This window comes from Confluentibacter lentus (genome assembly GCF_002806995.1).
GTDB lineage: Bacteria > Bacteroidota > Bacteroidia > Flavobacteriales > Flavobacteriaceae > Confluentibacter > Confluentibacter lentus.
Genome location: NZ_NIHE01000001.1, coordinates 224446 through 240254, shown reverse-complemented (window position 1 = coordinate 240254; position 15809 = coordinate 224446). Strand labels below are relative to the sequence as shown.

Annotated in this window: 14 protein-coding genes; 5 read left to right on the top strand and 9 right to left on the bottom strand. The window is 32.7% G+C overall.

Going from position 1 to position 15809, the window contains the following annotated elements:
- Positions 1-54: 54 nt before the first annotated feature.
- From CDH50_RS01050 to CDH50_RS01040, 3 genes are all read left to right on the top strand, one after another.
- Positions 55-2370, top strand: coding sequence for a M1 family metallopeptidase (locus CDH50_RS01050; RefSeq protein ID WP_100610039.1), 2316 nt, complete (start codon positions 55-57; stop codon positions 2368-2370).
- 102 nt (positions 2371-2472) lie between these two features.
- Positions 2473-2760, top strand: a complete 288-nt coding sequence (locus CDH50_RS01045; RefSeq protein ID WP_100610559.1) for a Sec-independent protein translocase subunit TatA/TatB — start codon at positions 2473-2475, stop codon at positions 2758-2760.
- A 136-nt stretch (positions 2761-2896) separates the two neighbouring features.
- Entirely contained in the window at positions 2897-5146 is a 2250-nt protein-coding gene (locus CDH50_RS01040; protein ID WP_100610038.1) for a tetratricopeptide repeat-containing hybrid sensor histidine kinase/response regulator, read from the top strand.
- Positions 5147-5153: 7 nt separating this feature from the next.
- Here CDH50_RS01040 and CDH50_RS01035 read toward each other — a convergent pair whose 3' ends face one another.
- On the bottom strand, positions 5154-5801 hold the full coding sequence (locus tag CDH50_RS01035) for an O-methyltransferase (RefSeq protein WP_100610037.1): 648 nt from the start codon (positions 5799-5801) through the stop codon (positions 5154-5156).
- A gap of 3 nt (positions 5802-5804) precedes the next feature.
- On the bottom strand, positions 5805-6587 hold the full coding sequence (locus CDH50_RS01030; RefSeq protein ID WP_100610558.1) for an SDR family oxidoreductase: 783 nt from the start codon (positions 6585-6587) through the stop codon (positions 5805-5807).
- Positions 6588-6678: 91 nt separating this feature from the next.
- Here CDH50_RS01030 and CDH50_RS01025 point away from each other — a divergent pair, with 91 nt between their 5' ends.
- On the top strand, positions 6679-7098 hold the full coding sequence (locus CDH50_RS01025; RefSeq protein WP_100610036.1) for a (4Fe-4S)-binding protein: 420 nt from the start codon (positions 6679-6681) through the stop codon (positions 7096-7098).
- A gap of 118 nt (positions 7099-7216) precedes the next feature.
- On the opposite strand, the gene CDH50_RS01020 is transcribed toward CDH50_RS01025, so the two are convergent.
- The 4 genes from CDH50_RS01020 to CDH50_RS01005 form a co-directional block, all read right to left on the bottom strand.
- On the bottom strand, positions 7217-7885 hold the full coding sequence (locus tag CDH50_RS01020) for a hypothetical protein (protein ID WP_100610035.1): 669 nt from the start codon (positions 7883-7885) through the stop codon (positions 7217-7219).
- Positions 7886-7888: 3 nt separating this feature from the next.
- A complete protein-coding gene (gene msrA, locus CDH50_RS01015) occupies positions 7889-8545 on the bottom strand; it encodes a peptide-methionine (S)-S-oxide reductase MsrA (RefSeq protein WP_100610034.1) in 657 nt (218 codons plus the stop codon).
- Between the two features lie 125 nt (positions 8546-8670).
- The gene (locus CDH50_RS01010) at positions 8671-9447 is read right to left on the bottom strand and encodes a zinc ribbon domain-containing protein (RefSeq protein ID WP_100610033.1); all 777 of its coding nucleotides are present in this window, start codon (positions 9445-9447) and stop codon (positions 8671-8673) included.
- A 3-nt stretch (positions 9448-9450) separates the two neighbouring features.
- A complete protein-coding gene (locus CDH50_RS01005; RefSeq protein WP_100610032.1) occupies positions 9451-10545 on the bottom strand; it encodes a Nif3-like dinuclear metal center hexameric protein in 1095 nt (364 codons plus the stop codon).
- Positions 10546-10597: 52 nt separating this feature from the next.
- Between CDH50_RS01005 and lpxK the strand changes: the two genes are divergently transcribed.
- The gene (gene lpxK / locus CDH50_RS01000) at positions 10598-11605 is read left to right on the top strand and encodes a tetraacyldisaccharide 4'-kinase (RefSeq protein WP_100610031.1); all 1008 of its coding nucleotides are present in this window, start codon (positions 10598-10600) and stop codon (positions 11603-11605) included.
- On the opposite strand, the gene CDH50_RS00995 is transcribed toward lpxK, so the two are convergent.
- The 3 genes from CDH50_RS00995 to lipA form a co-directional block, all read right to left on the bottom strand.
- Positions 11602-13806, bottom strand: coding sequence for an ATP-binding protein (locus CDH50_RS00995; protein ID WP_232731930.1), 2205 nt, complete (start codon positions 13804-13806; stop codon positions 11602-11604). The two genes, lpxK and CDH50_RS00995, sit on opposite strands and share 4 nt — an antisense overlap.
- Positions 13807-13870: 64 nt before the next feature.
- A complete protein-coding gene (gene gap, locus CDH50_RS00990) occupies positions 13871-14887 on the bottom strand; it encodes a type I glyceraldehyde-3-phosphate dehydrogenase (protein ID WP_100610029.1) in 1017 nt (338 codons plus the stop codon).
- A 2-nt stretch (positions 14888-14889) separates the two neighbouring features.
- Positions 14890-15771 carry a lipoyl synthase gene (lipA, locus tag CDH50_RS00985; protein ID WP_100610028.1) on the bottom strand — a complete coding sequence of 294 codons (882 nt, stop codon included), beginning with the start codon at positions 15769-15771 and terminating at the stop codon, positions 14890-14892.
- Positions 15772-15809 lie beyond the last annotated feature (38 nt).

Here is a 15809-nt window from a genome sequence, read left to right as displayed (position 1 = left end):
TTCAATCAATTTGCTTAAAAGCGAATTATTCATCAATAATAAATTTAGATCACAATGAAAAAATTGCTATGTTATACTTCAATGCTTTTTTTTATAGCGACTGGTATTTTTGCTCAAGAACAGCAGAAAACCGAACGAAAACCTGGACATACAAATACAAATAAATTCCGGCAGTTAGATGAAGAGTTTGCTACGCCTAATCAATATAGAACAGCATCAGGGGCACCTGGGCCATCGTATTATCAACAACAGGCCGATTATAAAATGGATATCATTTTAGACGATAAAAATGCTAAGTTATCAGGTTTCGAAACCATCACCTATACAAATAATTCCCCAGACGAGCTGAAATATCTTTGGGTTCAATTAGACCAAAATAAAAGGTCGAAAAAATCTCAAACCCCTTTAATTGAATCGACTGGCTTTAATCCTTACATTTTTCCGGACGAATTTGTTGAAAATTATTTGAAAGATCCATTTGATGGCGGTTTCAATATTGAAGAAGTTAAAGAGACCAATGGGGCAGCTTTAAATTATATGGTGAACAATACCATGATGCGAGTTGAATTGCCAAAACCCATGAAAACTGGTGACAAATTTTCATTCAATATAAAATGGTGGTATAACATAAATGACCATGTGCCTTTAAGAGACCGATCGGGTTATGAATACTTCCCTAAAGATGGGAATAGGGTTTATGTCATAGCACAGTTTTACCCAAGAATGGCAGTATATAACGATGTTGAAGGTTGGCAAAACATGCAGTTTTTTGGTAATGATGAATTTGCTTTGCCATTTGGGAATTTTGAGGTAAACATTACGGTACCTGCCGATCATATTTTGGATGGCACTGGGACATTGATGAATAGAAAGGATGTCTTTTCTAAAACCATGATGGAGCGTTACGAGCAAGCTAAGAAATCTTATGATGAACCTGTTTTAATTGTCACTCAAAAGGAAGCTGAAGTAGCTGAAAAAAGTTTTTCTACAGAAACGAAAACATGGAAATTATACGCAGAAAATGTTCGTGATTTTGCCTTTGCTACTTCTAGAAAATTTGTTTACGATATGATGGCCGTTAAAATAGGAGATAAAGATGTTATGGCGGTTTCAATGTATCCTAAAGAAGGTAATCCGCTTTGGGGAGATTGGTCAACTAAGGTAGTGGCAAGCACTTTAAAGACCTATTCTAATATGACGTTTGATTATCCATACCATAAGGCCATATCTGTGCACGCCAAAAATCAAGGTATGGAGTATCCTATGATTTGTTGGAACCATGGTAGACCAAATGAAGACGGTACCTATAGCGACCGCGTAAAGTATGGTATGTTTGGAGTGGTTATTCATGAAGTGGGTCATAATTTTTTCCCCATGATTGTTAATAGCGATGAACGTAGGTGGACCTGGATGGATGAAGGTCTTAATACATTTCTTGAATATCTGGCCCAACAGGAATTTGGAAAACGTTATCCTTCAGCACTGTCACCACAACACAAAAGCTATCCTTCTGATGCGGGTCCAGCACCTTTAATTATACCTTATATGTCTGGTGATCAAGATTTCATAAACCCTATCATGACTAAAGGCCAGAATCTCAGTAAGTATGGTGAATTTGCCAACAATGCCTATTACAAGCCAGCAACTGCTCTTAACATCTTAAGGGAAACGGTTATGGGCCATGAACTTTTTGATTATGCTTTTAAGGAATATGCCAATCGATGGAAATTTAAGCACCCAACTCCTGAAGATTTTTTCCGTACTATGGAAGATGCTTCGGCGATAGATTTAGATTGGTACTGGCGTGGTTGGTTTTATACAACCGACTGGGTAGATATTGGCATAAAAGATGTGAAAAAATATTATGTATCCTCAAAGCCCAATAAGTATATGAGGGATTATATGAGAGAAAGAGGTCTTGTGGAAAGCAATTTACGTCCTTTGGTGTACTTGGTTGAAGAAGGAAGTGAAGATTATAGTGATGATTTGAAAATGGGTTCTTTAGCAGATAATTCAAAGGCGCTTAATGACTATTTAATGAATAATTTTAATCGAGAAGCGCTTAGTAAGTTAAAAATGCCTAAATATTTCTATAATATAACTTTTGAAAAACCAGGGGGTCTGGTCATGCCTCTTATTGTTGAATATAAATATGCTGATGGAACTTCGAAAATGGAGACCTATCCTGCTGAGGTTTGGAGACTGAATGATAAAGAAGTTAATAAAGCAATAGCTTCTGAAAAGGAAATTATTGGTATTGTTGTAGATCCTAATTTGGAAACTGCCGATATTGATACTTCAAATAATTCGTGGCCCAAACAGGCTCAACAGAGTGATTTCGATACCTTTAAAGATAAGGCCGGAAGTTAATCATTGTCCCCGCAACAAATTTGTAAAATCTTGTTTGTTAATGTTTTTATTAATAAACAAGATTTTTTTTATTGTGTAGATGCAACTTCATATATTTGTATTGTGATATTACAACCTACATTATTATTTATTAGCGGCGGCGAAATAGCATTCATACTATTTATTGCCATCATGGTATTTGGTGCCGATAAATTACCAGAAATTGCTCGTGGTTTGGGCAAAGGTATGCGTGTTCTCAAAGATGCTACCAACGACATTAAGCATGAAATTACAAAAACCGCCGAGAAAAACGGCATAGATACTAGTCTCACTTCAGATATCACCAAAGAGCTTAACGAAGCAAAAGAGAATTTGGATGATTTTACAGGTTCGGTAAAACGAAAGCTTTAGGCGATTTTATTTTTATACCTATTTACACAGTGCCGTTCATCTATTAAACTTTTATAAGGCACATTTTAACGATTTTATTTAAATCTGTTTGCAAAATAAAATACTTTGGTAATCCCAAATCTAATTTTACAAACAAATGAAAACTAACCTGCTAATCTGTTTTCTATCTATCGCTTCGTTGACCTTTGGTCAAAGAGATAGAGAAATTATCAAACAAATTGATAGTATAAATTCCACTGCTTTAATTTATTACGATAAGAATGATATTGTAAAATCTTTCAAGGGTTTCAATAAGGCTAAAGCATTATCAGAAACTATAGATGATAGTTATGGAAATGCCATTGCAAATTATAATTTGGGCAATATTTACAATTTGATGCAAAATGATAATGCAGCAGAAAATTGTTATAAGGCTATGTTAAAATCTGCAAAGCTTACAAAAGATGATTATTTAATTGCGAACGCTTATCTCAGTTTAGGGAAACTTTATAAAAACAATAAAGCATTTGAAAATGCCATTTCGTACTTTGATAATGCGTTAAAATATGGCTTAAACATTGTTAATGATAGTGAAAAGAAACAAACACAAGCTTTTTTGTTTGATATAAGAATTAATTTGAGCGAAGCGTATATAAATAATAATCAATTAGAACAGGCATTGATTAGTTTGTTGAAAGTTGAAGAAAATTTAAAAATTAATACAGCAAGTAGTTATTCAAAGGGGTATTTCAATTATATATATGGACTTTATTTTGTTAAGCAAGATTTGTATAATAATGCAAACACAAGATTTAAAGAAGCCATAACATTTTTGGAGGAAGACAATAAAAATCTAAAATTTTTAAGTAAAGCGTACGAGGAGTTGTCTTTGTCATCAGCCAAATCAGGAAACAATGATGAAGCTTACTTGGCTTTAATAAATCATAATAAGTATAGGGATAGGTTTTTAAATGAAGAGAAATTAAAAGAAGATATAGTTACTAAATCCAAATTTCTTATTGAAGATTATAAAAACAATGCGCATCTTGCTAATATTGAAAAACTCGAGCAACAACAAGCAAATAACAATATTAAAGTAATAAACCTTATTATTTCAATCACATTGTTATTGTTGTTCGCTTCATTAATTACGTTATATATAAGTTATACTTCCAAAAGGAAATTAAGCAAAATCCTAGAGATTCGTAACAGTGAACTAGAAATGACTAAAGAACAAGCTTTGAAATCATCAGAGTTAAAATCGAAATTTATTTCTAATGTGTCCCACGAATTAAGAACCCCTCTTTATGGTGTTGTTGGAATAACGTCACTTTTGCTTAGCAATAATAATTTGAGTTATAGAGACACCAAATTGTTAAAATCTTTAAAATATTCGGGAGACTATCTTTTGAATTTAATAAATGATATTTTGCAAGTAAGTAAAATGGAAAACCAAAAAGTAGAATTGAAAAATACATCCGTCAATTTAAAAGATTTGTTGGAAAGCATTGCAAATACATTCGAATACAGACTTCAAGAAACTAACAACAAAATAAAAATTTCTATAGATAATTACGTTCCAGAATATATTAAATGTGATAATGTTAGGTTGTCCCAAGTTTTAATTAATTTAATTGGCAACAGTGTGAAATTTACAGAAAGTGGCACGATTAATTTAAGAGCTAGATTGATAAGTATAGATGACCATAAAGTAGGATTGCGTTTTGAAGTAGAAGACGATGGCATAGGAATACCAGAAGAAAAGTTTAACACCATATTTAATAATTTTTCACAATTGGAAGCTGAAAACAATTTCAATTATCAAGGCACTGGTTTGGGGCTTTCCATAACGAAAAAATTGATTGAGTTGTTTGAAAGTAAAATAGAACTTGAAAGTGAAGTAGGAAAGGGCTCAAAATTTAGCTTTAATGTGAATTTTGAAATAGACAATGGTAGAACCAATAGTATTTCGGATTCTGATAATAAACAAAACAATTTAGTTGCTGAAACTAAAAAACGTAGGATTCTAGTTGCCGAAGACAATAAAATAAACCAGATTGTAACAAAAAACTTGTTGAATAAAGAAGGTTATTTATGTACGATAGTTAACAATGGATTGGAAGCCATTGAGCAAATTAAAAATAATAATTTTGATCTTATTTTGATGGATATCAATATGCCTTTGATGAATGGAAATGAAGCTACGATGGCCATTAGACAATTTAATGACACCATCCCTGTTATAGCATTAACGGCCGCAGATATTGAAGATGTTAAAGTAGATCATAAAAATATAGGTTACGACGATATTATCACTAAGCCTTTTGATAATTATGAGTTTTTCCAAATTGTTTCTGCCAATATTAACAGACAAAGAGAAATCGCTAAGTTTACTCAGGCTTCTTAAAGAATACTTATAAGGCTATTTTCCGACTGATGGTTAAACCATCTCTTATCGGCAAAATAACCGTTTCTATACGTTTGTCTTCTTTTAAAAGTGTATTGTATTCTAATAACGCCTTTGTTGAAGTGTCATCTTTTTTTATAGGTTCAATGACTTTGCCGCTCCATAAAACATTATCAGATAATAAAATGCCTCCAACATTCAATTTGTCAATAATGATGTTAAAATAATTTGGGTAATTGTCTTTGTCAGCATCAATAAAAATCAAATCAAATGTTTTATCCAGTTTTGGTATAATTCCCATGGCATTTCCCAAATGCTGGAAAATTTGTTTTCCGTAATCAGATTTATCAAAATACTTCCTTTGAAAATCAATTAACTCTTCATTAATATCTATAGTATGCAATGTTCCTGAAGTTTGCATGCCCTCAGCTAAACATAAAGCGGAATAACCCGTATAAGTGCCAATTTCTAAAATGTTTTTTGGATTTACCAATTTAGAAATCATGCTAAGCAATCGCCCTTGATAATGTCCACTCAGCATACGTGGTTGCAATATTTTTTGATAAGTTTCCCTACTAAGTTGTTGTAATAGTTCTGGTTCGTCTTCAGAATGTTTTACAACATAATCATCTAATTCTTCTGGGATGAAATACATATTTTATAAACTTTTAGTTCTGCCTCCATCAACCGGCAGGTTAATACCGTTTATGTAATTGGCGGCTTCACTTGCTAAAAAAACAACAGCGTTCGCAATTTCTTCAGGTTTTGCAAATCGTTTTGCGGGCGAATAGTTTTTCATTACTGTAGTCATTTCTTCAATGGAAGTGCCTTCATTTTTTGCTTTTATTTTTATTATTTCAGCAATGCGTTCGGTATCAGTAAAACCAGGAAGCACATTGTTTACCGTGATTCCTAAAGCGCCAACTTCACTAGCTAAAGTTTTACTCCAATTGCCAACGGCTGCTCTTATGGTGTTGCTAACGCCAAGTCCGGGAATGGGTTCTTTCACAGACGTTGAGATGATATTTATAATTCTACCAAAGCCTTCCGTTTTCATAAAAGGAATGACTGCTTGAGCCAATAAATGGTTGCACTTGATATGTTGTGTGAAGGCATTTTCAAATTCTAAAATAGAAGCGTCTAAAATAGTACCACTTTTAGGGCCGCCAGTATTATTGACTAAAATATGGAATCCATGGTTTTTTTGAATGAATGAAACCACTTTGGAATGTAAATCTTCCGGATTTGAAAAGTCTGCCACAATATAAGTATGGTTTTCTGGATTCGGCAATTCTGATAAAACCAGCTTTAATTTTTCTTCATTTCGAGCTGCCAAAGTAACATAGGCACCTTCTAAGGCTAGCGCTATTGCTGTAGCTTTTCCTATACCTTGTGTGCTTCCGCAAACCAAAGCATACTTATTCTTTAAGTTTAAATTCATAATTTTGTTTACAACAAAAATAAGAAATGGGCAGTAGAATTTACCTTTACTTCTATATTCATTTTTTGTATATTTATTTAAACTTTTAAAAATGAGCAAAATCAAAGAATACTCAAACGGAGAAGTTACCATAACTTGGGAGCCTGAGAAATGTATACATTCTGCAATTTGTGCCAAAGGATTGCCAATGGTATTTAAACCTAGAGAACGCCCTTGGATCACTATAGATGCTGCATCAACCGAAGCCCTGGTAAATCAAATAAAGCAATGCCCGTCTGGCGCTTTGGGTTATTATATGAATGGTGAAGAAAATAATGAAGCTGAGCACTTGGAAACCAAAGTAGAGGTTATTGAAAATGGCCCTTTATTGGTTTACGGTACTTTAAGTATTACACATAAAAATGGCAGCAAAGAGATTAAAAATAAAACAACCGCTTTTTGTAGATGTGGTGCTTCAAGCAATAAACCTTATTGCGATGGTACCCACATAAAGGAATCTTTTAAAGGCTGAAAAAGAAAAGCTCTTTAACTTTGGGTTAAAGAGCTTTTAAATATATATAGACGCTTAAAGCGGGATATTTATAATGATATACGACTGAAGTTTAAGTTTGGATTATTTTCTAGGAAAATTATTCTAGTGTTACTTTTATATTGGTAAAGTTTATATTCATACCATTAGCCATTTTATGTTCAGTTGCTAATTTTAGACCATTATAAACTTGATACGTTTCAAAGGTATTTATGAGGGATGGATTTTCAGTATTTCCTTTTCTGAACACCCATTCCTTTATTAAAAAATCGTCTCCATAATATAAATCGTAAGCATCTCCAGGAGTGTAGCCACCACCATCGTTTGGATACGTCAATGTAATTTTATTCATTTGTGTTTTGCTAATGGGTGCTTCCGTTTTAATAGGCTCTGAAATGGTTGTGTTTTTGTCCCAAACCAATTGAAATGGTATGAGCAGCCAAAACTTATCATTAATAAAGCTTTTATCTAAATTTATTTTTGTTGAATCTATTTTGGTTCTGCTATAACTGACAATGGAATCCTTATCTGCTAAAAATGACACATAGTTATTCTTTGGTTCCCATATCCATGACCGCTCGCTATGGCTACTATCTCTATCTACATTAAAAGTAAACTCTATTTTAGAAACGTTTTTCCAATGTTCGTAACCATGCGCATTAGCAATTTTTTCAGCTATGGTTAATTCTTTGGTTTCACTTATGTTTTTTTGGTTTTCTTTACAAGAAACACATAGAATTGTTAAGATAATTAGAATAGCATTTTTCATTGATTAGTGATTTTCTTTTAGTAATTCTTTTGGGAAATTAGCTTGAAAACGTTTTAATCTGGGAATAGATACGTTTCTAATATAACTATTGTTCGGATGAAGCTTTTCATAATTTTGATGGTAGTCTTCAGCTTTCCAGAATTTTTGAAAAGGATAAACTTCAGCAGCTATTTTTGCATTTAATTTTTTAGCTAAGGCTTCTTTCTTCTTTAAAATGATTTGCTTTTGTTCGTCATTCTGATAAAAAATGATGGAGCGATATTGTGAGCCGTTATCTGGACCTTGACCATTAACCTGCGTTGGGTTTTGTGAAGCGAAATAAGCATCTACCAAAGTTTCAAAACTTACTATTTTTGGGTCATAAATAACTTCTACGCTTTCCGCATGTCCAGTTCTTCCGGTATTGCTGCTTTCGTATGTTGGGTTATCAGTATGGCCACCAGCATAGCCACTTATAGCTTCGTCGACACCTTGTATGCTTTCATAGACAGCTTCCACACACCAAAAACAACCACTGGCAAAATAAGCTCTAGCTTTGCCATTTTGTAATGGGACTTGTATTGGTCTAGCATCTGTAACTTTTTGGCTATTATTATTTTGTGCCTTGTTTTGGCAACTGAATAAAATAGTAAGTGCTATGGCTGAAATAATATTCTTCATTATAAGTTTTTTTATGTAGTCGTATAAAGTTAGAAAACCTTTTTATTTTTATTTGTGAAAGTTTTCACAAATAAAAAAGCCTTCATAATTTATGAAGGCTTTGAGTATATAATTTTTTTAATGGATTAAAATTTAGCAAACAATTTAGCCATTTTCTCTTTTTGTTCTTCTGCCAATACGGCATCAACTAAAATTCTACCACTATGCTCATCTGTAATTACTTTTTTACGAGAAGCAATTTCTACTTGTATTTGTGGCGGAATGGTAAAAAACGAACCTCCAGAAGCACCTCTTTCAATAGCAACAACAGCTAAACCGTTTTTTACGTTTTTACGAATTCTATCGTAAGCAGCAACTAAACGCTCTTCAATTTGTTCTTTGTAATCTTGAGATTTTTCAATTAAAGCTTGCTCTTCTTTTTCAGTTTCAGCTAAAATAGCGTCAAGTTCACTTTTTTTATGTTTAAGGTGATTTTCACGCTCTTTTAAACGTTCCTTCGTTTCAGAAATAACCTCTTTTTTCTGCTCAATTTGAGCTTTGTATTCTTTAATATGTTTTTCAGCTAATTGAATTTCCAATTCCTGAAATTCTATTTCTTTAGTAAGCGAGTTGAACTCTCTATTATTTCTAACATTTTTCTGTTGCTCAGCATACTTTTTCATTAAAGATTTAGATTCTTCGATAAGGTTCTTTTTAGAAACGATATCATTATCTATCACTTGTAAACTAGATACAAGTTTCTCTAACCTTATATTTAGTCCAGCAACTTCATCTTCTAAATCACGCACTTCTAAAGGAAGTTCTCCTCGAACATTTCTTATTTCATCAATGCGCGAATCGATGAGTTGTAAATCGTATAAAGCTCTTAGGCGCTCTTCAACAGTTTGTTCTTTTTTAGCCATACTTTAAAAATACTTAACAGGATTGGTAATTGTCTTTGATAAAACGACTGCAAAATTAGTGATTTTTTTTGTAAGATATGCAACTAAAACATTTTTTGTGAATTGCTCACTTTCATAATGTCCAATATCCACTAAAAGAATCCTATTTTCCGCAGTAAAAAAATCATGATATTTTAAATCTGCTGTTATAAAGGCATCAGCACCAGCAGTTTTAGCAGCTTCAATGGCAAAACTTCCCGAACCTCCTAAAACAGCTACTTTCTTTGTGTTTTTATTTAAAAATTGGGAATGTCTTATATGTGCGGCATTCATTTTTATTTTTACATAGTTTAAGAAGTCTTTCTCATTCATGGCCTCTTTTAAATCACCCACCATGCCCATGCCTATGTGCTGATTTTTATTTTCTAAAGTTGTTATTTCATGAGCAACTTCTTCGTAGGAATGCGTTTTAAAAAGCGTTTGAAGAATATGTGATTCTAAATGTTTGGCATAGGTAACGCTTATTTGGGTTTCTTTTTCAGAATGAATGTGTCCTTTTTCGCCTTTTGTTGGATTGGAATTTTCATTGCCGTTAAATGTGCCAATGCCTTCTACATTAAAACTACAATCATTATAATTTCCAATACTACCTGCTCCCGCTTGAAATAAAGCATTCCGTAACTGTTCGGCTTCTTTAGTTGGAACAAAAGTGGTCAGTTTTTTTATGGTTTGGTTTTGTGGAATTAATATACGCTTATTTGTTAATTCCAACTGATTGCAAATCATATCATTCACACCTTGAAAAGCATTGTCTAAAGCGGTGTGCATGCTGTAAATAGCAATATCATGTTTTATGGCTTTCATCACCACACGTTCAACATAAGTTTTACCAGTTAATTTTTTCAGACCTTTAAAAATAATAGGGTGGAAGCTAACAATAAAATTGCATTTGGTATCAATGGCTTCATCTATAACTGTCTCAAGCGTGTCTAATGTGACAAGAATTCCTGTAATGGGCATGTTTTTATCGCCGACCAAAAGCCCAACATTATCAAAATCTTCAGCATACGCTAAAGGTGATAATGCTTCTAAATGATTCATGACATCTTGAACAATCATAAAAATGCTATTTTTTATTATTAAACAAAGATAAAATATTTACTTTGTTGTAATGAAATTGATTAGAAAGATAACGTTTCCGTTTGTGCCTATTTATTATGCGGTCACTAGCTTGCGTAATAAACTATATGATTTAGATATAAAAAAATCCGTTTCTTATGATTTTCCTCTAATATGTGTTGGAAATTTAAGTGTGGGCGGCACTGGGAAAACACCGATGGTTGAGTATTTAATCAATTTACTTAAGCATGATTATAAACTGGCGACTTTAAGCCGAGGTTATAAACGTAAAACGAAAGGATTTCAACTAGCGAATGAAACTTCTTCAGCAAATACTTTAGGTGATGAACCTCTTCAATTTTACAGTAAATTTAAAAATGACATTTTAGTTGCTGTTGATTCCGATAGAAATAACGGTATTAAAACGTTAAGATTACTTGAAAATAAGCCAGAAGTTATATTATTAGATGATGCCTTTCAGCACAGAAAAGTTAAAGCAGGATTTAATATTTTACTGACTGCTTACGGAAATATTTATACAGAAGATTTTGTATTGCCTACTGGGAATTTAAGAGAACCTAAAATTGGAGCCAAACGAGCCCATGTCATTGTGGTAACCAAATGCCCAATGGATTTATCTGAAAATGATAAAACAAGCATCATTAAAAAATTAAATATCAAACCTTACCAACATGTTTTTTTTAGTTTTATAAATTATGCTGAAATTGTTTTTTCTTTAGAAAGAAGTGTAAAACTAAATCAATTAAAAGATTTTACGTTGGTAACGGGCATTGCTAATGCAAATACATTGGTTGAGTTTTTAAAGGAGAAAGATTTAAAATTTGATCATCTTAATTTTAATGATCATCATGATTTCTCTGAAACCGACATTAAGGAACTCGAAACAAAACAATTGATTATTACAACCGAAAAGGATTTCATGAGGTTAAAGCATTATCAATCTTTAAAAAACAAATTGTTCTATTTACCTATAGCCATTGGTTTAAATAACGAACCAAAATTTAATAAGTTGATTAAGGATTTTTGTAAAGAAGCTTAAGCCGTAGCTGGTTTGTCTTTATTTGCTGCCAGCGCGTTGTAGAGTTTTTTCTCGAACTCTTCTTGTTTAAATGGTTTTGGTATAATATCGGTGAAACCAGCTTCTTCAAACTCGTGCATTTTGTCTTCAATGGTTACTGCAGTAAGGGCAAAAATGGTTAATTCCTTATCAAAAGTCCTTACAATTTTAGTGGCTTCAATACCGCTAATGCCGGGCATATGAATATCCATTAAAACAATATCAAATTTATTGGCTTTAATCATTTCTACAGCAGATTCGCCATTATCGACAATATCGCATTTCAGATTCATTTTTGTTAGAATCTTTTTAGTAATCATTTGATTGATTTTATTGTCTTCAACCACCAAAACTCTAACATTTGTTAAGTCTAAATCATCCGCATTCTCGAAAAGACTTGATTTAGTTTCGGTAGACGTTTTTTCCTTTTGAGCAGTATATTCAAGTGGAATTTCAAAATAAAAGGTAGTCCCTTTTCCAAGCTCACTTTTAACAAATATTTTTCCTTTTAAAATATCTATTAACCCTTTTACAATAGAAAGACCAAGTCCCGTGCCACCATATTTCCTGTTTATTTGAATGGACCCCTGTGAAAAACTTTCAAACATGTTTTGTTGTTTTTCCTCACTAATACCAATACCGTTATCTTCAATTTCAAAACGCAAGGTATATGTATTATCGTTTTGTTCTATTTTATAAACCCTAATCCAAATTTCCCCATCTTTGGTGAATTTAATGGAGTTGCCAATTAAGTTTATAAGTATTTGCGAAATTTTTAATTGATCGGCAATAAAGTTTTCAGGTAAATGTTTATCGTATTCAAAATGTATTTTAACATTATTGTCTTGTGCCGAATTATTTAATGCTAAAACAATATTGTTTATTTTCTTCTTCAAATTGAATGATTCAGGGTCTATATCAACTTTATTAGCTTCAATTTTATTTATCTGAAGGATATCGTTTATAAACGTCAATAAATAATCGCCAGAAAACTTCAATGATTTTAAATGCTGGACTTGATCTGGTCGTGGGTTTTCTTCTAATAACATATTGCTTAAACCGGTAACAGCATACAAAGGTGTTCTTAGCTCATGTGTTACTGTTGATAAGAAATTGGCTTTGGTTTTTGAGGCTAATTCAGCTTTTTCCTTAGCTATAATAAGTTCAGCATTTTTTTTATGCAACATATTATTTGTTTTTAGCCTGATGTTATTGTTTTTGTATAGCGAAAGCGTTAATAAAGATAGTATGGTTATAAGTGCCACACTTAGTATGGAAATTAAAGTGCTTAAGTCATTTTTACTATTGGCTTGAACTAATTCTTCCTCCGTTTTTTTGTTTTTTTCAATTTGATCGTTCATCAAAGATTGTATTCTCTTTTCTGGAGATAAATTGGCTTTTTTAACCAATCTAAGGGAATCGGATAAATTTATATAGGCTTTTAAATAAAAATTTGAAGCTTTATAGTTTTCAATATTTTGATTAATATCACTCAAAACAGAATAAGCATCACTAAGAACGTCCGGGAAATTATTGTTCTTAGCCATTTGTAAACCTTGATTGGCAAATCCTAGAGCTTTTTCATTATCGTTCAAAGAGGCATAAACTTTGCCTTGGTTTACTAGTGCCGTACTTTCAATTTTTCTTAGATTTTCTTTTTTCGCTAATGCTATGGATTGTTCAAACAAGATTCTGGCCTGTTTGTAATTTTCTAGGTTCAGATAGGTTTTTCCTTCTAAAAATAGGGTTTCAGCCAAATTTTTGTTTAAACCTTCCTGCTCAAAAAGATTTTTTGAAGCCTTAAAATAGTCTAAAGCTTGGGCGTGATTTTTTTTGCTTAGATAAACTTCGCCCAACGTTTTATAGGAACTGGCTAGGTTAATGTTGTCTTTTGAAAAACGTTGTACTTCAATCGCTTTATTTAGTGATTTTAAGGCTTCGTCTTGCTCTTCTATGATAAGTTGTAATTTGCCTTTTTTGGAATAAATAATACCAATGCTTTTATTGTTCTCGGCTTTAATAGCTAACTCTAAAGCGTCATCAAGCTTTTTTTGTGCCTCAAAATAGTTGTAGTTTTCAATATCAATTTCAGCTTGTGAAATACGATAATCTATATTATTTTGCAATATCTCGGGATCGTCGTCAATTGTTTTTTGCGACCACATACTAATGCTAAAAAGCATTATTGCAAAATATAAGTATCTTTTAATTTGAGGCATATTAATCAACTATAGTGGACAAATATAATTATTTTACCGATAAAACAACATTTTTTTCCGATAAATTGCACAATAAATCAATAATTCTTTTAGAATATCCAGTTTCATTATCATACCAGCCAATAATTTTTACCATGTTTCCAATGACGGATGTCATTTGAGAATCGAAAATACATGAATGTGGATTTCCAACAATGTCAATGGAAACAATAGGGTCTTCGGTATATTCCAATATGTTTTTATATCGATTCAATGATGCTTCTTTAAAAGCATTATTTATGTCTTCAATAGAAACTGTTTTTTTTACATTAAAAGTAATATCTGTTAATGAGCCGTTTGCAACAGGGACTCTAATGCCACAACCTCCAATAACATTGGAAAGTTCTGGAAATATTTTTGTGAGTGCTTTTGCTGCCCCTGTTGTTGTTGGGACGATGGATTGCCCAGCGGCTCTTGCTCTCCTTAAATCGCTATGCGGTTGGTCGTGTAAGCTTTGATCGGTTGTGTAAGAGTGAATTGTTGTTATGTAAGCTTGATTAATGCCACATAATTTATTGATGATATCAATCATAGGGGCGGCGTTGTTTGTGGTGCATGATGCGTTTGAAACTATGGTTTCGCTTCCATCTAAGCTACTATCATTAACGCCCATTACAATGGTTTTAATATCATCTTCTGTAGGTGGAACACTTAAAATGACTTTTTTAGCACCATTAATTATATGAAACTGTAAATCTTTGGAAGTTTTAAATTTACCAGAGGATTCAATAACAAAATCTATTTCGAACGGTTTCCAATCAATATTTTTTGGATGATTGGCATTCAGTAAAGCAACTTTTTTATGGTTTACAATAATATGATTGGCATCGTGTGAAATGGTTCCATTAAAAACACCATGAATGCTATCATATTTAAGCAAATGGCTCAGGGTTTTAGAATCGGCTAAATCGTTTATGGCAATAACCTCAATATTGTTGTAATCTTGAAGTAATCTAAAAACCCGTCTCCCAATCCGTCCAAAGCCGTTAATAGCTACACGTATCATGGCTATTCTATGTGTTTTTGCGCTCTATAAGATGAGCGTACTAGGGCACTACTTTCTACATGACGAAATCCTAAACCTAAACCAATGTCTTCGTATTCCTTAAATTGGTCTGGATTGATGAATTGTTTTACTGGCAAGTGTTTTTTACTTGGTTGTAAATATTGGCCAATAGTAACCACATCAACATCATTCGCTTTTAAATCGTGAAGGGTCTCAATCACTTCTTCCCTAGTTTCGCCCAAACCAAGCATAATGCCCGATTTTGTTCGTCGTTGTCCTTGTTGTTTCAAATATTTTAAAACACCCAAACTTCTTTCGTATTTTGCTTGAATACGGACTTCACGAGTTAAACGTTTAACAGTTTCAATATTATGTGAAACGACTTCAGGTGCTACATCTATGATTCTATCTATATGTTGCTCAATTCCTTGAAAATCGGGGATAAGGGTTTCAAGTGTGGTTTCCGGATTCATGCGTCTAACCGCTTTGATGGTTTCGGCCCACATGATACTTCCCATATCCTTTAAATCATCTCTATCAACACTTGTTAAAACAGCGTGTTTAATGTTCATGATTTTTATGGAGCGAGCTACTTTTTCAGGTTCATCCCAATCCACTGTTTCTGGTCGGCCGGTTTTTACACCACAAAATCCACAAGAGCGTGTACAAATATTTCCTAAAATCATAAATGTTGCGGTACCTTCTCCCCAACATTCTCCCATATTCGGACAACTTCCAGATGTACAAATGGTGTTTAATTTGTACTTATCTACTAAACCTCTTAACTCTGTATATTTTTTTCCTGTCGGAAGTTTTACGCGCAACCATTTTGGTTTTGGTAATCTTTCATCAGGTAATATGCTTGAAACAGTTTCGGTATTCATACTTTAAAAGAAAGTTACAAAGATACGAAGTATTCTAT

What these genes read in the sequence shown, in the direction of transcription:
- CDH50_RS01010 (WP_100610033.1), bottom strand. Translation starts at nt 9,447, where the DNA reads ATGGCTAAAAAAGAACAAACTGTTGAAGAGCGCCTAAGAGCTTTATAC.
- CDH50_RS01025 (WP_100610036.1), top strand. Translation starts at nt 6,679, where the DNA reads ATGAGCAAAATCAAAGAATACTCAAACGGAGAAGTTACCATAACTTGG.
- CDH50_RS01035 (WP_100610037.1), bottom strand. Translation starts at nt 5,801, where the DNA reads ATGTATTTCATCCCAGAAGAATTAGATGATTATGTTGTAAAACATTCT.
- CDH50_RS00995 (WP_232731930.1), bottom strand. Translation starts at nt 13,806, where the DNA reads ATGCTTTTTAGCATTAGTATGTGGTCGCAAAAAACAATTGACGACGAT.
- CDH50_RS01050 (WP_100610039.1), top strand. Translation starts at nt 55, where the DNA reads ATGAAAAAATTGCTATGTTATACTTCAATGCTTTTTTTTATAGCGACT.
- gap (WP_100610029.1), bottom strand. Translation starts at nt 14,887, where the DNA reads ATGATACGTGTAGCTATTAACGGCTTTGGACGGATTGGGAGACGGGTT.
- lipA (WP_100610028.1), bottom strand. Translation starts at nt 15,771, where the DNA reads ATGAATACCGAAACTGTTTCAAGCATATTACCTGATGAAAGATTACCA.
- CDH50_RS01030 (WP_100610558.1), bottom strand. Translation starts at nt 6,587, where the DNA reads ATGAATTTAAACTTAAAGAATAAGTATGCTTTGGTTTGCGGAAGCACA.
- CDH50_RS01005 (WP_100610032.1), bottom strand. Translation starts at nt 10,545, where the DNA reads ATGATTGTTCAAGATGTCATGAATCATTTAGAAGCATTATCACCTTTA.
- CDH50_RS01020 (WP_100610035.1), bottom strand. Translation starts at nt 7,885, where the DNA reads ATGAAAAATGCTATTCTAATTATCTTAACAATTCTATGTGTTTCTTGT.
- lpxK (WP_100610031.1), top strand. Translation starts at nt 10,598, where the DNA reads ATGAAATTGATTAGAAAGATAACGTTTCCGTTTGTGCCTATTTATTAT.
- CDH50_RS01040 (WP_100610038.1), top strand. Translation starts at nt 2,897, where the DNA reads ATGAAAACTAACCTGCTAATCTGTTTTCTATCTATCGCTTCGTTGACC.
- msrA (WP_100610034.1), bottom strand. Translation starts at nt 8,545, where the DNA reads ATGAAGAATATTATTTCAGCCATAGCACTTACTATTTTATTCAGTTGC.